This window comes from Streptomyces cyslabdanicus (genome assembly GCF_052663305.1).
Window position 1 is genome coordinate 234,604 of record NZ_JBQRUW010000003.1, and the last position, 17,823, is coordinate 252,426.

Annotated in this window: 14 protein-coding genes; 5 read left to right on the forward strand and 9 right to left on the reverse strand. The window is 72.4% G+C overall.

Annotation, left to right across the window (positions count from 1 at the left end; genetic code table 11):
* Nucleotides 1-22 precede the first annotated feature (22 nt).
* The 6 genes from ACTYVM_RS03295 to ACTYVM_RS03320 form a co-directional block, all read right to left on the reverse strand.
* The gene (locus ACTYVM_RS03295; protein WP_445524437.1) at nucleotides 23-913 is read right to left on the reverse strand and encodes a siderophore-interacting protein; all 891 of its coding nucleotides are present in this window, start codon (nucleotides 911-913) and stop codon (nucleotides 23-25) included.
* A gap of 91 nt (nucleotides 914-1,004) precedes the next feature.
* Nucleotides 1,005-2,057: an ABC transporter substrate-binding protein gene (locus ACTYVM_RS03300; RefSeq protein WP_445524438.1), complete on the reverse strand. Its 1,053-nt coding sequence runs from the start codon at nucleotides 2,055-2,057 to the stop codon at nucleotides 1,005-1,007.
* Between the two features lie 166 nt (nucleotides 2,058-2,223).
* Complete coding sequence (locus tag ACTYVM_RS03305; protein ID WP_400034341.1) at nucleotides 2,224-3,384, reverse strand: acyl-CoA dehydrogenase family protein; 1,161 nt, start codon at nucleotides 3,382-3,384, stop codon at nucleotides 2,224-2,226.
* A gap of 6 nt (nucleotides 3,385-3,390) precedes the next feature.
* Complete coding sequence (locus ACTYVM_RS03310) at nucleotides 3,391-4,359, reverse strand: hydroxymethylglutaryl-CoA lyase (protein WP_445524439.1); 969 nt, start codon at nucleotides 4,357-4,359, stop codon at nucleotides 3,391-3,393.
* Nucleotides 4,356-6,293, reverse strand: coding sequence for an acetyl/propionyl/methylcrotonyl-CoA carboxylase subunit alpha (locus tag ACTYVM_RS03315; RefSeq protein ID WP_445524485.1), 1,938 nt, complete (start codon nucleotides 6,291-6,293; stop codon nucleotides 4,356-4,358). The genes ACTYVM_RS03310 and ACTYVM_RS03315 overlap by 4 nt, the downstream gene beginning before the upstream one ends.
* A 17-nt stretch (nucleotides 6,294-6,310) precedes the next feature.
* Nucleotides 6,311-7,927, reverse strand: a complete 1,617-nt coding sequence (locus ACTYVM_RS03320; RefSeq protein ID WP_445524440.1) for a carboxyl transferase domain-containing protein — start codon at nucleotides 7,925-7,927, stop codon at nucleotides 6,311-6,313.
* A 178-nt stretch (nucleotides 7,928-8,105) separates the two neighbouring features.
* Between ACTYVM_RS03320 and ACTYVM_RS03325 the strand changes: the two genes are divergently transcribed.
* From ACTYVM_RS03325 to ACTYVM_RS03335, 3 genes are all read left to right on the forward strand, one after another.
* Complete coding sequence (locus tag ACTYVM_RS03325; RefSeq protein ID WP_445524441.1) at nucleotides 8,106-8,714, forward strand: SACE_7040 family transcriptional regulator; 609 nt, start codon at nucleotides 8,106-8,108, stop codon at nucleotides 8,712-8,714.
* 320 nt (nucleotides 8,715-9,034) lie between these two features.
* Nucleotides 9,035-10,192: an acyl-CoA dehydrogenase family protein gene (locus ACTYVM_RS03330; protein WP_445524442.1), complete on the forward strand. Its 1,158-nt coding sequence runs from the start codon at nucleotides 9,035-9,037 to the stop codon at nucleotides 10,190-10,192.
* A 14-nt stretch (nucleotides 10,193-10,206) separates the two neighbouring features.
* Nucleotides 10,207-11,106, forward strand: a complete 900-nt coding sequence (locus ACTYVM_RS03335) for an acyl-CoA thioesterase (RefSeq protein WP_445524443.1) — start codon at nucleotides 10,207-10,209, stop codon at nucleotides 11,104-11,106.
* A 395-nt stretch (nucleotides 11,107-11,501) separates the two neighbouring features.
* On the opposite strand, the gene ACTYVM_RS03340 is transcribed toward ACTYVM_RS03335, so the two are convergent.
* Nucleotides 11,502-12,530 carry a saccharopine dehydrogenase family protein gene (locus ACTYVM_RS03340; RefSeq protein WP_445524444.1) on the reverse strand — a complete coding sequence of 343 codons (1,029 nt, stop codon included), beginning with the start codon at nucleotides 12,528-12,530 and terminating at the stop codon, nucleotides 11,502-11,504.
* Nucleotides 12,531-12,640: 110 nt separating this feature from the next.
* On the opposite strand from ACTYVM_RS03340, the gene ACTYVM_RS03345 reads away from it, so the two are divergent.
* On the forward strand, nucleotides 12,641-13,624 hold the full coding sequence (locus ACTYVM_RS03345) for a GlxA family transcriptional regulator (RefSeq protein ID WP_445524445.1): 984 nt from the start codon (nucleotides 12,641-12,643) through the stop codon (nucleotides 13,622-13,624).
* A 44-nt stretch (nucleotides 13,625-13,668) separates the two neighbouring features.
* Here the strand turns inward: ACTYVM_RS03345 and ACTYVM_RS03350 are convergent, their stop codons facing one another.
* Both ACTYVM_RS03350 and ACTYVM_RS03355 read right to left on the reverse strand, forming a co-directional pair.
* Nucleotides 13,669-14,457, reverse strand: a complete 789-nt coding sequence (locus tag ACTYVM_RS03350; RefSeq protein WP_445524446.1) for a phosphatase — start codon at nucleotides 14,455-14,457, stop codon at nucleotides 13,669-13,671.
* Nucleotides 14,458-14,518: 61 nt separating this feature from the next.
* The gene (locus tag ACTYVM_RS03355) at nucleotides 14,519-16,129 is read right to left on the reverse strand and encodes a PucR family transcriptional regulator ligand-binding domain-containing protein (RefSeq protein WP_445524447.1); all 1,611 of its coding nucleotides are present in this window, start codon (nucleotides 16,127-16,129) and stop codon (nucleotides 14,519-14,521) included.
* A 199-nt stretch (nucleotides 16,130-16,328) separates the two neighbouring features.
* On the opposite strand from ACTYVM_RS03355, the gene ACTYVM_RS03360 reads away from it, so the two are divergent.
* Nucleotides 16,329-17,789: a sodium:solute symporter family protein gene (locus tag ACTYVM_RS03360; protein ID WP_445524448.1), complete on the forward strand. Its 1,461-nt coding sequence runs from the start codon at nucleotides 16,329-16,331 to the stop codon at nucleotides 17,787-17,789.
* Nucleotides 17,790-17,823 lie beyond the last annotated feature (34 nt).

A 17,823-nucleotide genomic window follows, 5' to 3' on the forward strand; every position in this document is an offset into this window, starting at 1 on the left:
CGCCACCCCGGTGTGACCGGCGTCACTCCTGTGCGCGCGACTGCTCCTCACTCAGACCGTGCCGCCAGTAGCCCACGAAGGTGACGCGGCGCCGGTCGGTCCCGCGCTCGTCGACGAAGTGCCGGCGCAGCGCCCGGACGCACCCGGACTCGCCCGCGAGCCAGACGTACGGCCGCGCGCCGGCGGGGAACCGGGTGCGGCGGAGGGCGTCGAGCGCCATCGGGGGCCCCTTGGGGCGGCCCGGTTCCCGCACCCGCCAGGTGATCTCGGCGTCGGCGTCGGTCGGCACGTCCTGGATGTCCCCCGGGTGCCCCACCTCCAGCCAGGCGCGCACCCGCGTGCCGGCCGGCAGGGACTCCAGGATCGCGGTCGCGGCGGGCACGGCGGTCTCGTCGCCCCACATCACCACCAGATCGGTGTCCTCGGGCGGGCGGAAGCGGATCGCCCGGTTGTCCGCGACCGCCGGGCCGAGCAGCAGGACGCGGTCGCCCGGCGTCGCGCGGGCGGCCCAGCGGGAGGCGGGTCCTGTGGGCGCCGCGGCGCCGGGCTCCAGGCCGTGCAGGGCGAAGTCGATGTCGATCTCGTCGGGTTCCCGGCGCAGGGACCGCAGGGTGTACGAGCGCATCACCGCCCGTACGTCGTCGGGGAGTTCGCGCCATTCCTGCCACCATCCTCCCCCACTCTCGGCTGCGCTCGAGCGGGGGGACCCCCAGCCCAGTTCGAGCGGCACCACCGGCGCGGGCTGGCCCGGGTGCGGCAGGAACAGGGAGAGGGACTGGTCGCGCCCGTCGGAGTGGAAGGCGTGCAGGTCGGGCCCCGCGAAGGTGACCCGGACGAAAGACGGGCCGAGCCGCCTCGTCCGTACGACCTGGAGGGAGAAGAAGCGGAACGGGGCGGCCACGGCCGTCGTCATGGGTGCTCCTGAGTCATCGTCAGGGTGCTTGTGCGTGGGGGGTGGGGATCGAGGTGGGGCGAGGGGGGAGAGGGAGGGGGAGCGGGGCGGGTCAGGCGACCTTCTTCGCCGTCTCGATGGCCTTCGCGAGGTCCTCGAGCAGCGGGGCGCACTTGTCGTACGACAGGATCGGCTCGGGGTTGCGGGCGATGACCTGGCCCGCCTTGACCGCGGGGAGCTTCTTCCAGGTGCCCTGGGTGATGTCGGCGGGCTGGATGGCCGAGGTGCGGTTGTCCATCATGATGATGTCCGCCGCGTACTTGTTGGCGTTCTCCCAGCTCAGGGACTCGTACCAGCCTCCGCCCTGCTTCTTGGCGCTCTCCGGGGGCTCCACGAAGTTCACGCCGAGGGCCTTGAAGTACTCCAGGTCGATGGAGAGGTGGGTGCCGGAGACGTAGAACAGGTCCTGGCTCGCGGAGCCCGCCAGCACCCTGATGTCCGGCTTCGCCCGGGCGGCGGCGCGCAGCCGGGCGGCCGCGTCCTCGAACCGCTTCCTGGCCTGCTTCACCTTGTCCCCGGTGACGTCCCCGCCGAGCGACTTGGCCAGCGCGAGCATGCGCTCCAGTGGTTCGGTCAGCTGCCGGTCGTAGACGGAGATCCCCACGGTGGGGGCGCCGACGGCGAGGATCTTCTTCTTCGACTCCTCCGGGACGTACCAGAGGGTGCCCGCGTCGTCGAACATGGTGGAGACGAGCAGGTCGGGGGGGAGGGACGCGTACTTCTCGATGTTGAACTGGCCCCACTCGTTGCCGAGCACCGTCACCTTGCTGACGTCCATGTCGCCGGCCTGCACGTCGGCCTTGCCGTCCTTGGTCGTCGTCGGGCCGAAGACGCCCTCGACCCGGACGCCGTAGTCGTGCAGCGCGGCGGCGACCCCGACGAAGGCGACGATGCGCGAGGGGACCTTGTCGGCCTTCACGGTCTGCCCGCGGTCGTCCTTGAAGGACCAGGGGCCCGACATGTCGGCCGCCGCCTTGCCGCCGCCCGAGCCGCCGCTTTTCGCGTCGCCGTCACCGCAGGCTGCGAGCACGGCACCGAGGCCGAGGGCGCCGCCCGCGGCGAGGACGCCGCGGCGGGAGAGGAGGGTGGCACGGGCGTTGGGCATGGGTGTGACTGCTTTCGAACGGGGCGGAGCGCCCGCCGGACAGGTTCGAAGCTAGGTTAGCCTAACCTTAGTTTCTGTCCAGTGAGCGGGTCGCCGCGTCCGTGCCGGTCCGAGGGGCGGGCCGCCGTGCCCCGTGCCGGTCGGCGGCCCGTGCCCTGCCGGATCGTCAGTCCGTCAGGCCCAGCTCCCTCGCGATGAGCATCCGCTGCACCTCGCTCGTGCCCTCGCCGATCTCGAGGATCTTGGAGTCGCGCCACATACGGGCCACCGGGTACTCGTTCATGAAGCCGTAGCCGCCGTGGACCTGCGTGGCGTCGCGGGCGTTGTCGACGGCGATCGTCGAGGAGTAGAGCTTGGCGAGGGCGGCCTCCTTCTTGAAGGGCTCGCCGGCCACCAGGCGGTAGGCGGCGTCGCGCCAGGCGAGACGGGAGGTGTGGGCCTTCATCTCCATGTCGGCGATCTTGAACTGGATGGCCTGGTTGGAGCCGATGGGCCTGCCGAAGGCGTGGCGCTCCTTGGCGTACTTCACCGACTCGTCCACACAGCCCTGGGCCAGCCCGGTCGCCAGCGCCGCGATGGCGATCCGGCCCTCGTCGAGGATCCGCAGGAACTGCGCGTAGCCGCGGCCCTCCTCGCCCAGCAGGTTCGCCGCCGGCACGCGGACGTCGGCGAAGGACAGCTCACGGGTGTCGGACGCGTTCCAGCCGACCTTCGAGTAGGCGGGCGCCACCGTGAAGCCGGGCGTGCCGGACGGGACGATGATCGCCGAGATCAGCGGGCGCCCGTCGGGCTTGCGGCCGGTCACCGCCGTCACCGTCACCAGCCCGGTGATGTCCGTGCCCGAGTTGGTGATGAAGCACTTGGTGCCGTTGATCACCCACTCGTTCGTGTCCGGGTCCAGGCGGGCCGTCGTGCGCGTCCCGCCCGCGTCCGAGCCGCCGTCGGGCTCGGTGAGGCCGAAGGCGCCCAGTATCTCGCCGGAGCACAGCCGCGGCAGCCACTCGCGCTTCTGCTCCTCGGTGCCGAAGAGGTGGATCGGCATGGCGCCGAGCGAGACCCCGGCCTCCAGCGTGATGGCGACCGAGGAGTCCACCCGGGCCAGCTCCTCCAGGGCGATGCCCAGCGCCAGGTAGTCGCCGCCCATGCCGCCGTACTCCTCCGGGAACGGCAGCCCGAACAGGCCCATGCGGCCCATCTCCCGGACGATCTCGTACGGGAACTCGTGCCGCTCGTAGAAGTCGCCGATCTTCGGGGCGACGACGTCGTGGGCGAACTGCTCCACCGTACGGCGGAGTTCCTCCAGCTCGGGGGTCAGGCGGTGGTTCATCGTCGATCACTGCTCCTTGTGGGAGAGGGCACGGAGGGTGCGGGACGGGCTGGGGCGGCCCAGCTGGTCGGCCATCCACGCGCTGGTGGCGGTCAGGCGGCCGAGGTCGACTCCGGTCTCGATGCCGAGACCCCGCAGCATCCACACGAGGTCCTCGGTGGCGAGGTTGCCGGTGGCGGACTTGGCGTAGGGGCAGCCGCCGAGGCCGCCCGCGGAGGCGTCGACGGTGGTGACGCCGTGCTGGAGGGCGGCCAGGGTGTTGGCGAGGGCCTGGCCGTAGGTGTCGTGGAAGTGCACGCCGAGCGCGGAGGTCGGTACGTGCTGCTCGTTGAGCGTGGCCAGCAGCTCCAGGACGTGCCCCGGCGTGGCGACGCCGATCGTGTCCCCGAGGCTCAGCTCGTCGCAGCCCATGTCGAGGAGCGCCCTGCACACCTGGGCGACCTGGTGCAGCGGGACGGCGCCCTCCCAGGGATCGCCGAAGCACATGGAGACATAGCCGCGGACATGGGCGCCCCCCTTCTTCGCGCGGGCCACGACCGGCTCGAAGACGGCGAGCGACTCCTCCACCGTGCGGTTGAGGTTGGCCTTGGCGAAGGACTCGGTGGCGCTGGCGAAGACGGCGATGCGGTCCGCCCCGAGGGCGAGCGCGCGCTCCAGCCCGCGCATATTGGGCACGAGGACCGGCAGACGCACCCCCTTCAGATCCTTGACCTGCGGGAACAGCGCCTCCGCGTCCGCCAGTTGGGGAACCCACTTCGGGTGGACGAAGCTGGTGGCCTCCACGGTCGTCAGACCCGCGTCGGCGAGGCGGCGGATGAACTCCGCCTTGACCTCGGTCGGCACCGTCGCCTTCTCGTTCTGGAGTCCGTCGCGCGGACCGACCTCGTGGATCCTGATTCGCGCGGGCAGGTCGGGGGCGGGGACCACCATCGGGAGGCCGGTGTCCCCGGTGCCCGTGCCGTTCGGCGTGCTCATGCCGTCTCCTCCTCCACGGGGGCGATGACCGCCAGGACCTGGTCCATGGCGACCGTCGTGCCCGGTGCCACGTCCAGTTCGGTGACGGTGCCGGCGTGCGGCGCGGAGATGACGTGCTCCATCTTCATCGCCTCGACGACCAGCAGGCTCTGCCCCGCGGCCACCTCGTCGCCGACCGCGACCTTCACCACCGTGACCGTGCCCGGCATGGGGGCGGTGAGCGAGTCGGCGCCGGCGTGGGCCGCGCGGCTGAGGGAGGCGGCCACCGGGTCGTGGTCGCGCACGTGCCAGGCGTCGCCGTCGCGGCCGAGCCAGTCGGCGGCGCGGTGGAAGGTGTGGCGGACGCCGTCGAGCGTGACGGACACCGTGTCGTCGGTGACGGTGTGGGTGCCGCGCACCTGGTGGGTGACGGGTTCGAGTCCCGGCACCCGCAGCGGGAACGCCATCGGCTTCGGCTCCCCGCCCAGCCGCCAGCCGCTCGGCACGGAGAACGGGTCGGTCCAGCCCCCGCCCTTGGGTCGCAGGCCCTCCAGCCGTACGGCCGTGGCGGCCTCGTAGACCTCCTCCGGCACCTCCGCGGTGATCAGCTCGTCCGCCACCCGCTCCACCAGCCCGGTGTCCAACTCGCCCGCCACCACGGCCGGGTGGGCCAGCAGCCGGCGCAGGAACCCGGCGTTGGTCTGCACGCCCAGCGTGACCGTCCCGGCGAGGGCCGCCCGCAGCTTCCTGAGCGCGGTGGCGCGGTCCGGGCCGTGGGCGATCACCTTGGACAGCATCGGGTCGTACAGGCTGCCGACCTCCGTGCCCTCGCTGAGCCCGGAGTCGGTGCGCACTCCTTCTCCCTGCGGCTCGCGCAGCCCGAGCACCGTGCCGCCCGAGGGCAGGAACCCGCGCGCCGGGTCCTCCGCGCACAGGCGGGCCTCGATCGCGTGACCGGTCAGCCGGACGTCCTCCTGGGCGAACGCCAGCGGCTCACCCGCCGCCACCCGCAGCTGCCACTCCACCAGGTCCAGACCCGTGATCAGCTCGGTGACCGGGTGCTCCACCTGGAGGCGGGTGTTCATCTCCATGAAGAAGTACGACGCCGGGTCACCGCCGGGGACGATGAACTCCACCGTGCCCGCGCCCCGGTACCCGCAGGAGCGGGCCGCCTGGACCGCGGCCTCGCCCATCGCGGCCCGGGTCTCCTCGTCGAGGAGCACGCTCGGCGCCTCCTCGACGATCTTCTGGTGGCGGCGCTGGAGGGAGCACTCGCGCTCGCCGAGGTGCACCACGTTGCCGTGCCCGTCGGCCAGAACCTGGATCTCGATGTGCCGGGGGCGGTCGATCCAGCGCTCGACGAGGAGGGTGTCGTCGCCGAAGGAGGCGCGGGCCTCACGGCGGGCGGCGGCGATCTCCTCGTCGAGCAGGCCGGCGTCCCGCACCAGTCGCATGCCCTTGCCGCCACCGCCGGCGGACGGCTTCAGCAGCACCGGCATGCCGATGTCGCGGGCGGCGTCGGCGAGTTGGTCGTCGGTGAGCCCGGAGCCGCTGGAGCCCGGGACCACCGGCACTCCGGCGGCCTTCACCGTCTCCTTGGCGCGGATCTTGTCGCCCATGAGGGAGATGGCGTCCGCCCCGGGGCCGATGAAGACCAGCCCGGCCTCCTCGCAGGCGCGGGCGAACCCGGCGTTCTCCGCGAGGAAGCCGTACCCCGGGTGGACGGCCTGCGCGCCGGTGCGGGCGGCGGCCTGAAGGATCCGCTCGACGGACAGATAGCTCTCGGCCGCGGGCGCCGGTCCGATCCGGACGGCCGTGTCGGCCTCCCTCACGTGCCGGGCGCCGGCGTCGGCGTCGGAGAAGACGGCCACCGAGCGCACGCCGAGCGCGCGCAGCGTACGGATGACCCGGACGGCGATCTCGCCCCGATTGGCCACCAGAACCGTTTCGAACATCGTCACGAGGTCCCCCCTCACATCCGGAAGACGCCGAACTGGGGCTCGCCCAGTGGCGCGTTGGCGCACGCGGTCAGGGCCAGGCCCAGCACCTGCCGGGTCTCCAGCGGGTCGATCACGCCGTCGTCCCAGAGGCGGGCGGTGGCGTAGTAGGCGTTGCCCTGGTGCTCGTACTGGGCGCGGATGGGGGCCTTGAAGGACTCCTCGTCCTGGGCCGGCCACTCCTCGCCGCGCGCTTCGAGCTGGTCCCGCTTGACGGTGGCGAGCACGGAGGCGGCCTGCTCACCGCCCATGACGGAGATCTTGGCGTTCGGCCACATCCACAGGAAGCGGGGGGAGTAGGCCCGGCCGCACATCGAGTAGTTGCCCGCGCCGTACGACCCGCCGACCACGACGGTCAGCTTGGGCACGCGGGTGCAGGCGACCGCGGTGACCATCTTGGCGCCGTGCTTGGCGATGCCGCCCGCCTCGTAGTCCCTGCCCACCATGAAGCCGGAGATGTTCTGGAGGAACAGCAGCGGGATCCCGCGCTGGTCGCACAGCTCGATGAAGTGGGCGCCCTTCTGGGCGGACTCGGAGAACAGGATGCCGTTGTTGGCGACGATCCCGACCGGGTGGCCGTGGATCCGGGCGAAGCCGGTGACCAGGGTCTGCCCGAACTCGGCCTTGAACTCGGCGAAGCGGGAGCCGTCGACCACGCGCGCGATGACCTCGCGGACGTCGTAGGGCGTGCGGGGGTCGGCGGGCACCGCGCCGTACAGCCCGGAGGGGTCGACCTTGGGCTCGACGGCCTCGGTGACCTCCCAGGGCGGGGTGTCGCGCGCGGGGAGGGTCGCGACGATGTTCCGCACGATGCGCAGGGCGTGGGCGTCGTCCTCGGCGAGGTGGTCGGTGACGCCGGAGATCCGGGAGTGCACCTCGCCGCCGCCGAGCTCCTCGGCGGTCACGACCTCGCCGGTGGCCGCCTTCACCAGGGGCGGTCCGCCCAGGAAGATCGTGCCCTGGTTGCGGACGATCACGGCCTCGTCGCTCATCGCCGGGACGTAGGCCCCGCCGGCCGTGCAGGAGCCGAGGACGGCGGCGATCTGCGGGATCCCGGCGCCCGACATCCGGGCCTGGTTGTAGAAGATCCGCCCGAAGTGCTCCCGGTCGGGGAAGACCTCGTCCTGCATGGGCAGGAAGGCGCCGCCGGAGTCGACCAGGTACAGGCAGGGCAGGCGGTTCTCCAGGGCCACCTCCTGGGCCCGCAGGTGCTTCTTCACCGTCATCGGGTAGTAGGTCCCGCCCTTGACGGTCGCGTCGTTGGCGACGATCACGCACGCGCGGCCGGCGACCCGTCCGATGCCGGCGATGACCCCGGCGGCCGGGGCCTGGCCCTCGTACATCCCGTCGGCGGCCAGCGGTGCCAGCTCCAGGAACGGCGACCCGGCGTCGAGGAGCGTGTCCACGCGGTCGCGCGGCAGCAGCTTCCCGCGCGCGGTGTGCCGGGCGCGGGCCCTCTCGCCGCCGCCGAGCCGTGCGGCGGCGAGCTTGCCGCGCAGCTCGTCGACGAGCGCGCGGTGTGCCTGTTCGTTGGCCCGCCAGGCCTCCGACGCGGGATCGGCCGCGCTCGTCAGCTCCGGTGCCTCGTGCATCCTTGCGGTCCCCTCACCCGGTGGTCCGTGCGACCGGCTGTCCATGCCCGGTTGTCCGTGCCTGACTGCTCATGCCCGACCGGCAATGCCTGGACGGCCATGCCCGAATGGTTAATGAGCGTTAACGCATCTGCATCCAGGTTAACGAGCGCTAACCTCCCTGTCTAGAATTACTTCCATGGCCACCCGAACCGATGCCACCACCCGCCGCGAGCAGATCCTCAGGGAAGCCGCGCGGCTCTTCGCCGAACGTGGGTTCCACGGTGTCGGCGTCGACGAGATAGGCGCCGCCGTGGGCATCAGTGGGCCGGGGTTGTACCGGCACTTCCCGGGCAAGGACGCGATGCTCGCGGAGCTGCTGGTCGGCATCAGCGGTCAGCTCCTGACGGGGGCGAAGCGGCGTCTGGCCGAGGCCGACGGGCCGGCCGGGCCCGAGGCGGTGCTCGACTCCCTCATCGAGGGCCACATCGACTTCGCGCTCGACGACCGGCCCCTCATCACCTTGCACGACCGTGAGCTGGACCGCCTGCGGGACAGCGACCGCAAGCTGGTCCGCCAGCTCCAGCGGCAGTACGTCGAGCTGTGGGTGGACGTGGTCCGCCAGGTCCATCCGGACCTCGCCGAGCCGGCCGCGCGGTCGGCCGTGCACTCGGTGTTCGGGCTGCTGAACTCCACGCCGCATCTGGGGCGGGCCGGGTCCCTGCCGGGGCGCGGGGCGACGGCGGAGTTGCTGCATCGGATGGCTCGGGGGGCGTTCGCCTCCGCGCCGTCGCCTGCGGCGGGCTGAGCGGTTTGCGGGTGCGGCCCGGCGTGTGACGGGGCTGTGCCCCGTGCCCCTGGGGTGTGTGGTGGTTGGTTCGCTCCCGCCGCTCCTACCCGTCCCGTCCCGGGGGCTGCGCCCCCCGGACCCCCGTTGTCGGCTGCGGGTTCGTGGGGGCCGGGCGCGCAGTTCCCCGCGCCCCTGGCCAGGGGGCGGCGCCCCCTGGCCCTCCAGTTCGTCTCTTTCGTGATCCGTCTTACTCGGAGTGCTCTTTACGGGGTTGCGTACTCGCCGGTACGTTGGTGTGAGCAAGCGCTTGGACAGTCCGGGTGTGTGGAGGTGGCGGCGTGCGCCGTACGGTGTTCAGCGAGGATCACGAGGCGTTCCGGGAGACCCTCCGCGCCTTCATCGAGGCCGAGGTCGTACCGGTCTACGACGAGTGGTGCGCCGGCGGCCAGGTGCCGCGCGAGTTCTACCACCGGCTCGCCGAGCTCGGCCTGTTCGGCATCAACGTCCCCGAGGAGTACGGCGGCGCCGGACTCCGGACGCACCGGTTCGAGGCCGTCCAGTACGAGGAGACCGTCCGCGCGGGCGTCACCTTCGGCGGCTCCGGTGTCCACGTCCTGCTCGCGCTGCCCTACCTCAGGATGCTCGCCACCGACGAGCAGAAGAAGCGCTACCTGCCCAGGTTCGTCTCCGGTGACGAGATGTGGGCCATCGCGATGACCGAGCCCGGCACCGGCTCCGACCTCGCCGGCATGAAGACCACCGCCCGGCTGAGCGAGGACGGCGCGCACTACGTCCTCAACGGCGCCAAGACCTTCATCACCGGCGGCGTCCACGCCGACCGGGTCATCGTCTGCGCCCGCACCGCCGCCCCGACGGCCGAGGACCGCCGCCACGGCATCTCCCTGTTCGCCGTGGACACCCGGTCCGCGGGCTACTCGGTGGGCCGCAAGCTCGACAAGCTGGGCCTGAAGGCCTCCGACACCGCCGAGCTGGCGTTCGTCGACGTCAAGGTCCCGGTCGAGGACCTGCTCGGCGAGGAGAACAAGGGCTTCTCCTACCTCGGCGCCAACCTGCCCTCCGAGCGGTGGGGCATCGCCTTCGGCGCCTACGCGCAGGCCCGGGCCGCCGTCCGGTTCGCCACGAAGTACGTGCGGGAGCGCACCGTCTTCGGCAAGCCGGTCGCCCACTTCCAGAACACCAAGTTCGAGCTGGCCGCCTGCCAGGCCGAGGTGGACGCGGCGCAGGCCGTCGCCGACCGCGCGCTGGAGGCCCTCGACGCCGGTGAGCTCACCCCCGCCGAGGCCGCCTCCGCCAAGCTGTTCTGCACCGAGGTCGCCCACCGCGTCATCGACCGCTGCCTCCAACTGCACGGCGGCTACGGCTACATGAACGAGTACCCCATCGCCCGCCTGTACGCGGACAACCGCGTCAACCGCATCTACGGCGGCACCAGCGAGATCATGAAGTCGATCATCGCCAAGGACATGGGCCTGTAAGGGCAGAGAAACGCATGAACCCAGCACTTCGGTCCCTGCTCGATCTGCTCGACCTGGAGCGGATCGAGCAGGACATCTTCCGCGGCCGGTCCCGTGACGCGGTCGTCCCGCGCGTCTTCGGCGGGCAGGTCGCGGCGCAGGCGCTGGTCGCCGCCGGGCGCACGGTGCCCGAGGACCGGCACGCGCACTCGCTGCACGCCTACTTCCTGCGCCCGGGCGACCCCGGCGCCCCCATCGTCTACACCGTGGACCGCATCCGCGACGGCCGCTCCTTCACCACCCGCCGGGTCGTCGCGGTCCAGCACGGGCAGCCCGTCTTCCACCTCTCGGCGTCGTTCCAGACGTACGAGGAGGGCCTGGAGCACCAGGCGCCCATGCCGCCCGCCCCGGATCCGGAGACCCTGCCCACCTCGCAGGAGCGGATGCGCGGCTACGACCACCTTCCGCGCCAGGTCGTGGAGCGGTTCCTGGCGGCCCGTGAGGCGGTCGACCTGCGCTATGTCGAGGAGCCGCCGTACGGCAGGTTCGGCGAGCCGCGCGAGCCGCACTCCCAGGTGTGGTTCCGCACCGACGGCAAGCTCGACGGCGAGATCGACGAACCCCTCCTGCACGTCGTCCTCGCCACCTACGTCTCCGACATGACGCTGCTGGACTCCGTGCTGCTCGCGCACGGCCGCGGCGGCTGGGCGGTCGGTGACGTGGTGGGGGCCTCGCTGGACCACGCCATGTGGTTCCACCGGCCGTTCCGGGCCGACGAGTGGCTGCTGTACGACCAGGAGTCCCCCTCCGCGCACGGCGGGCGGGGCCTCGGCCAGGCCCGCATCTACACCCAGGACGGCCGGCTGGCGATCTCGGTGATCCAGGAGGGCGTGGTCCGCGTGCCCCGCTCCGAGGGACCCGCCGCCGGGGCCTAGTAGCGCCGCGACCGGAAAGGTTCACCGGCTCGCGCGGCGCGGCGCCGCCCGGGGTGAGCGGTCGGCTCGCGCCTGCGCCGTGGCCGCCAGGGCGTGGTCGTCGTCGCTCTCGCATTCGTGGTGCGGAATCAGGGCGGCCCGCCGTCAGAGCGCTGTACGGCGGCCCGGAACCACGTGTGACCGAGCGGCGTCAGCCGACGACATCGAGGAGGCCCGGCGCAGGGCTGCGTGGACGGTCGGCCTGCTATCGAGTGCTTGCCCAGTGCTCCACCCTTCCGGGTGGAGGTGAAGGGCACGGCCAAGAAGAGCGGCAAGGGCCGGTGAAGCAGGAACCCGAGGTGGCACCGCGTCGCGGTGCGGACCCAAATCCCCTGCCCCTCCGGCAGGAGAGGACGTCAAACATGCAGATCCAGGGTGATGTGCGGGGACAGCGTGCGGAGGAAGTCGGGTGCGTCGAAGATCTTTCCTGCGGAGGCGACGCCGGTCGTCCTGGTCCGTCCGGTGAGGATGCGGTCGACCGCTTCCACCGCGAGTGGCGCGGTGACGGCGTAGATGTCCCGACCCCTCGCCGTGGCGCGCCGCTCGGTGTCGCCCGAGCGCACGACGACGTCGACGAGGAAGGTCTGCGCGGACCGTCCGTGCGCGTCAACCGCGGCCGGTGCCGGGGTGTCCGGGGACGCCACGTCCCTGGCCGCCTCGACCGTCATGTAGGTGCGCACTTCCGGGATGGACAGGTGGCTGGGAATGGTGACGACGTCGGCCATCGTGAACTCCCCGATGACGGCCCGGGGGCCCATCGGGCCGGGAAAGGGCCACTGAAGGGTCGGCGGGTCGTCGTGGCGGGACTCCAGCCGTCCGTTGGTGTACACGATGCGTCCGCCGCCCCGCCGCTGCCGGGAGACCGCGCCGGCCGTGCGCGTTCCGGCGGTGGGGTGCCAACTGCTCAAACCGTACGCGATGTGGGCCTCGTCGGCCGCCGTCCAGTCGCCCATCGCGGCGGTGGCCAACAGGTCGCCGAGGCCGCCGTAGAAGGCCATCGCCGGGACGACCACCACTCCTGCGGCGCGAGCGCGGTCGGCGAAGCGTGTGAACGTGTCGGTGTTGGCCTCGATCTCGGCTGCCACGTCCACGTACGGGATCCCGGTGCGCAGTGCCGCCTCGATCACGGGGACGGCCGTCGTGGCGAACGGCCCGGCACAGTTGATCACGGCCGACGCGTCGGCCAGCGCGCGGTCGAGGGAGGCCGGGTCGTCGACCGACGCCGGGCGGGCGTCGAGTCCGGACTCGGATGCCAGTATGCGCAGCTTGTCGGCGTCGCGGCCGGAGAGCACCGGGACGAACCCGCGCTCTCGCAACCGCGCCACCACGAAGCGCCCGGTGTGCCCGTAGGCGCCGAACACCGCCACCGTCTGTCCCGGTTCCATGGGGTCCCCCGTACTCGAATCGATCTGCCGCCATCTGTCACGGACATCCTGGCGAGGGCGGGCATCCCGCCGCGAGTGTCTGGAACGCCATGGCTCATACAATTCCGGACATGGACACTGTCGCCCTGGCCGTCACCGACGGGATGCTGCACTTCGAACTGTCCCTGGCGTGCGAGGTCTTCGGCTCCGCCCCGGCGGGCGTGACAGGCCCCTGGTACGACCTCGCCGTCTGCGGGCCGGGCGCCGTGCAGGTCGGCCGGTTCCGACTGGAGCCCGACTGCGGCCTCGACCGGCTCCCGCACGCCGACACCGTGATCGTCCCCGGCTGGGCCGACGTCGACCAGGACCCACCCGTCGACTTGGTCGACGCGATCCGCGCGGCCCACGAGGCGGGCGCGCGCGTGGCCTCCCTCTGCACGGGCGCGTTCGTGCTGGCCGCCGCCGGTCTGCTGGACGGAAAACGCGCGACCACGCACTGGGCGCACGCCCGAGCCCTGGCCGACCGCTACCTCCGGGTGACGGTCGACCCGGACGTCCTCTTCGTGGACGACGGCAGCGTGCTCACCTCCGCCGGCAAGGCCGCCGCCATGGACCTGTGCCTGCATCTCGTCCGCCTCGACCACGGCTCGGCGATCGCCAACACGCTCGCCCGCCGCCTGGTCGTGCCGCCGCACCGGGACGGCGGCCAGGCCCAGTACGTGACCACTCCGGTCCCCGCACCGGACAACCACCCGCTCGCCGAACTCCTCCCCTGGGTGATCGCACGGCTGGACCAGCCACTGACCGTGGAGGACCTGGCCCGCCAGGCACGGATGAGCTCGCGCAACCTGGGTCGCCACTTCAAGTCCGTGACCGGCACCACCCCACTGCAATGGCTGCTCACCCAACGGATCCGCCACGCCCAGGAATTGCTGGAGACCACCGACGACAGCATCGACACCGTCGCGGCGGCCACCGGTATGGGCACCGCCACCACACTGCGCCGGAACTTCAACCGCACGGTCGGCGTGCCTCCGGACACCTACCGCCGTACCTTCCGCGCGCGGACCCGCCCCGGCCCGAACACCGGCGGACAACACCACCGACACCCTTGAGCGTCCTCAAGGGTCCCGACCACGGCTTCGGGGGCGAGGACCGGCTAGCCCAGGCCCGCCCGGTCCAGCAGGTACGCCGTCATCGGGTCGTAGTACCGGGGGCTGACCACGTGGTCGTCGAGCGGCACGGTCACCTGGAGGGTGCCCTCGGCCTCGGCGAGGAAGAGGGCCGGGTCGTTGCAGTCGGCGTAGCCGACCGAGTCCACGCCGTGCTGACCGGCGTATCCCGCCCAGCCGTGGTCGGCGACGACCAGGTCGGGCAGCGGACGGGCCTCGCGCTCCAGGCCCGTGAGGATGGCCCGCATCGGCTCGCCGGAGTGGGTGTGCCACAGCGTGGCGCCGTGTTCCAGGACGGCCACGTCCGCGAACTGCATGACGTACCCCTCGTCCGTTTGGAGCCCGTCCGGGATCACCACGATCTCGCAGCCGGCGGCGCGCAGGGCGGCGGCGGTGGCACGGTGCACGTCCAGCAGGCCGCCGGGGTGGCCGGTGGCGAACAGCACCCGCTGACGGCTGTCGGCCGCCTTGCGCAGCCGGCCGGCCATCCGCTCCAGGGCGTCGACGGTCAGGTCCGGGTCGATGGTGTCCTGGCCGTGGCGGTGCTCCGGGTCGTCGTTGACGCCGACGCGCTCCGCCATCACCGCCAGCACGTCCTGCTCGTCGCTCCAGCGGTCGCCGAGCTCCAGACCGAGCCAGAAGTTGCGGTCGCCGTTCGCGAGCTTGCGGTAGTGGGAGAGGTTGTTCTCGCGAGGGGTCGCGACATCCCCGGCGATACGGGTTCTCACGAGGTGGTCGACGAGCTCGGCGCGGCTGGGTGTCCCGGATATCGGCATGGCCCCATTGTGGAGCAGCGCCCCGCCCGCGTCGCCGGTGTCCCGGCCGCTGGGACGCGGGTCACGCCCGCCGCAGCGCGAACCACAGTTCCATGCGGACGTCGGGGTCGTCCAGGTCGGTGTCGAGGAGGGCGGCGCAGCGGGCGATGCGCTGGCGCACGGTGTTGCGGTGCACGGACAGCGCGACCGCGGTGCGGTCCCAACTGCCGTGCAGGGACAGCCAGGTGCGTAGTGTCTCGGTGAGCGCGGGAGCCGCGCCGATCGGGGCGAGCAGCGCCCGGGCGTGGGCGTCGGCCTCGTCCCGCGGGAGCAGGTCGGTCAGGCCGGGGCGGGTGCCGTGGCCGACCAGGGCGGTGCGGGTGGCGCGGGCGCGGGCCAGGGCGCGGGCCGCCTGGGCGTCGGCCGTCGCCCAGTCGCCGGGGCCGACGGCGGCGCTCACTCCGAGGGCCCAGCCGGGCTGGGGTCCCGGCTCCCGCTCGGCGGGCAGGAGGACCCGTACGGCCCCGTCGGCGAGGTCGACCAGGGCCGAGCCCAGCGCGGCGCCGAGCGCGGAGGCGGCCACGGCGTCGGCCGCCTGGGTGTCCGGCCGTGCGTGCACGACGACCCACCGTCCGGTCCCGAGCAGCGGCGCCACCTCCTCGGGCGATGCCCCGAGCAGCACCCGCACCAGCGCCGAGGAGCGGGCCGCCCCCGTACCGCTGCGGCGCTCCCCGGTGAGCAGCGAGAGCAGTACGGCGGCCACGGAGGCGATGGTGTGGTCCCCGGGTTCGCGGCGCGGCGAGGCCACTCCGAGCACGAAGCCCTGCCCGGCCCCGAGGGCGTAGGCGGCCAGATGGCTGCCCGCCACGCTGTCGGTGGCGGAGGAGGGAACGGGCCGTCCCGCGGGGGCGGCTGTCGCGCCGGGACGACCCGTCGGGGGCGCGGCCGGGGTCGGGGGCGTGCGGGCGGTCGCGCCCGCTGGGGTCGCGGGCGACGGCGGCGTGGTCGTCGGGGTCGGGCGTACCACGGCCGTCAGGTGGGCGAGCGCCTGGCGGGCCGTCTCGTGCGGGGCCCGGCCCGCGGAGGCGATCTCCGCGCCGTCCGGGCCGTACAGGGCCGCCCAGCCGGTCAGGCGCTGGGCCAGTTGGCGCAGCACGGAGGGGACGGGGTCGGGGCGGGAGGCGGCGGCCGCGAGGCTCTGCTGCGCCTCGGTCACGCGGCGCAGCTCGGCCAGCCGGGCCTGGGCCATCAGCTGCCAGACGGCGCGGGCGACGCCGGAGAAGGTGGTCTGCGGCGGGACCTCGAGCAGCGGCAGGCCGTGGGCCTCGCAGGCGGCCACCAGGGCGCGCGGCACCGTGTCGTGCAACGGCGCCAGGCCGAAACCGATGGCCGCGCCGCCCGCCGCCGCCACCCGGGAGACGTAGGTGTCGAAGTACGGGCCGGTGGCGTCCGCCGGGGTGACATGGACGCCGGCCGTCAGCAGCAGCTCGCCGCCCAGCAGGTACGGGTAGGGGTCGGCCATCTCCGAGGTGTGCGCCCAGTGGATCACGGTGTCCCGGTCGGCCGGGCCGGCGATCCGGCGCAGCGCGAGGTCCTCGCGGGCCAGCAGGGCGGACAGCGGGATGGGCGGGGTCGGCGGGACCGACGGAACTGACGGGACCGTGGGGGCCACTGGCCCCGGTGCGTCCGGCATGATGTGCGTTCCTTCCATACCGTCGCGGCTCGAATGGATGAAAAGTACACTTCGCAGTCGCTTTTCGGCCACCTAGTGTCAAGGCAGACCGGCAGCCACGGGTACGGGCGATGTCCCCGCGAGCCCTTGCCGACGTCCCACCCACCCCCAGACACCTGCACGACACCGCCACCGGGATGTGCGCGAAGGAGGGCCCCACATGGCCGTCGACTACACAGTGATCGTCGTCTATCTCGCCGGCATGCTGGCCATGGGCTGGTGGGGCATGCGCCGCGCCAAGTCCAAGAGCGAGTTCCTGGTCGCGGGCCGCCGTCTGGGCCCCGCGATGTACTCCGGCACCATGGCGGCGATCGTCCTCGGCGGCGCGTCCACCATCGGCGGCGTCGGCCTCGGCTACAAGTACGGCCTCTCCGGCGCCTGGATGGTCTTCACCATCGGCCTCGGAATCCTCGCCCTCTCGGTCTTCTTCTCCGCCCGCATCGCCCGCCTGAAGGTCTACACCGTCTCCGAGATGCTCGACCTGCGCTACGGCGGCCGGGCCGGCATCATCTCGGGCGTCGTGATGTGGGCGTACACCCTGATGCTGGCGGTGACCTCCACCATCGCGTACGCCACGATCTTCGACGTCCTGTTCGACCTGAACCGCACCGTCGCGATCATCCTCGGCGGCACGATCGTCGTCGCCTACTCCACCCTCGGCGGCATGTGGTCCATCACGCTGACCGACATGGTGCAGTTCGTGGTCAAGACGATCGGCGTGCTGCTCCTGCTGCTGCCCATCGCCGTCGTCAAGGCGGGCGGCTTCGGCGAGATGAAGGCCAAGCTGCCGACCTCGTACTTCGACCCGCTGGGCATCGGCGGCGAGACGATCTTCACGTACGTCCTGATCTACACCTTCGGCATGCTCATCGGCCAGGACATCTGGCAGCGCGTGTTCACCGCCCGCAGCGACACCACCGCCAAGTGGGGCGGCACCGTCGCCGGCACCTACTGCCTGGTCTACGCGATCGCCGGCGCGGTCATCGGCACCGCCGCCAAGGTGCTCTACCCCAAGCTCGGCAGCGCCGACGACGCCTTCGCCACCATCGTCAAGGACGACCTGCCCATCGGTATCCGCGGCCTGGTGCTGGCCGCCGCCCTGGCCGCGGTGATGTCCACCTCCTCCGGCGCGCTGATCGCCTGCGCCACCGTCGCCAACAACGACATCTGGTCCCGGCTGCGCGGCGCCGTGCGCCGCGACGCTGACGCGCACGACGAGGTCAAGGGCAACCGCGTCTTCATCCTGATCATGGGCGTCGGCGTGATCTGCACCGCCATCGCGCTCAACAACGTCGTCGAGGCGCTGACCGTCGCCTACAACCTGCTCGTCGGCGGGCTGCTCGTGCCGATCCTCGGCGGACTGCTGTGGAAGCGCGGCACCGCGCAGGGCGCCCTCGCCTCCGTGATCGTCGGCGGTGTCGCGGTCATCGGCCTCATGGCGGCCTTCGGCATCCTCGCGAACGAGCCCGTCTACTACGGCCTGCTGTCCTCCCTGGCCGCCTACGTCGTCGTCTCCCTGGCGACGAAGCCGACCGACGAGGCCGTCCTCGCCGCCTGGCGCGAACGTCTCGCCGGGCGTACCTCCGAACTCACGTCCGAACCGGCCCCCGCTCACCAGTAGGGTCGATCACGAGCCCGTACATGCGCGACGAAGC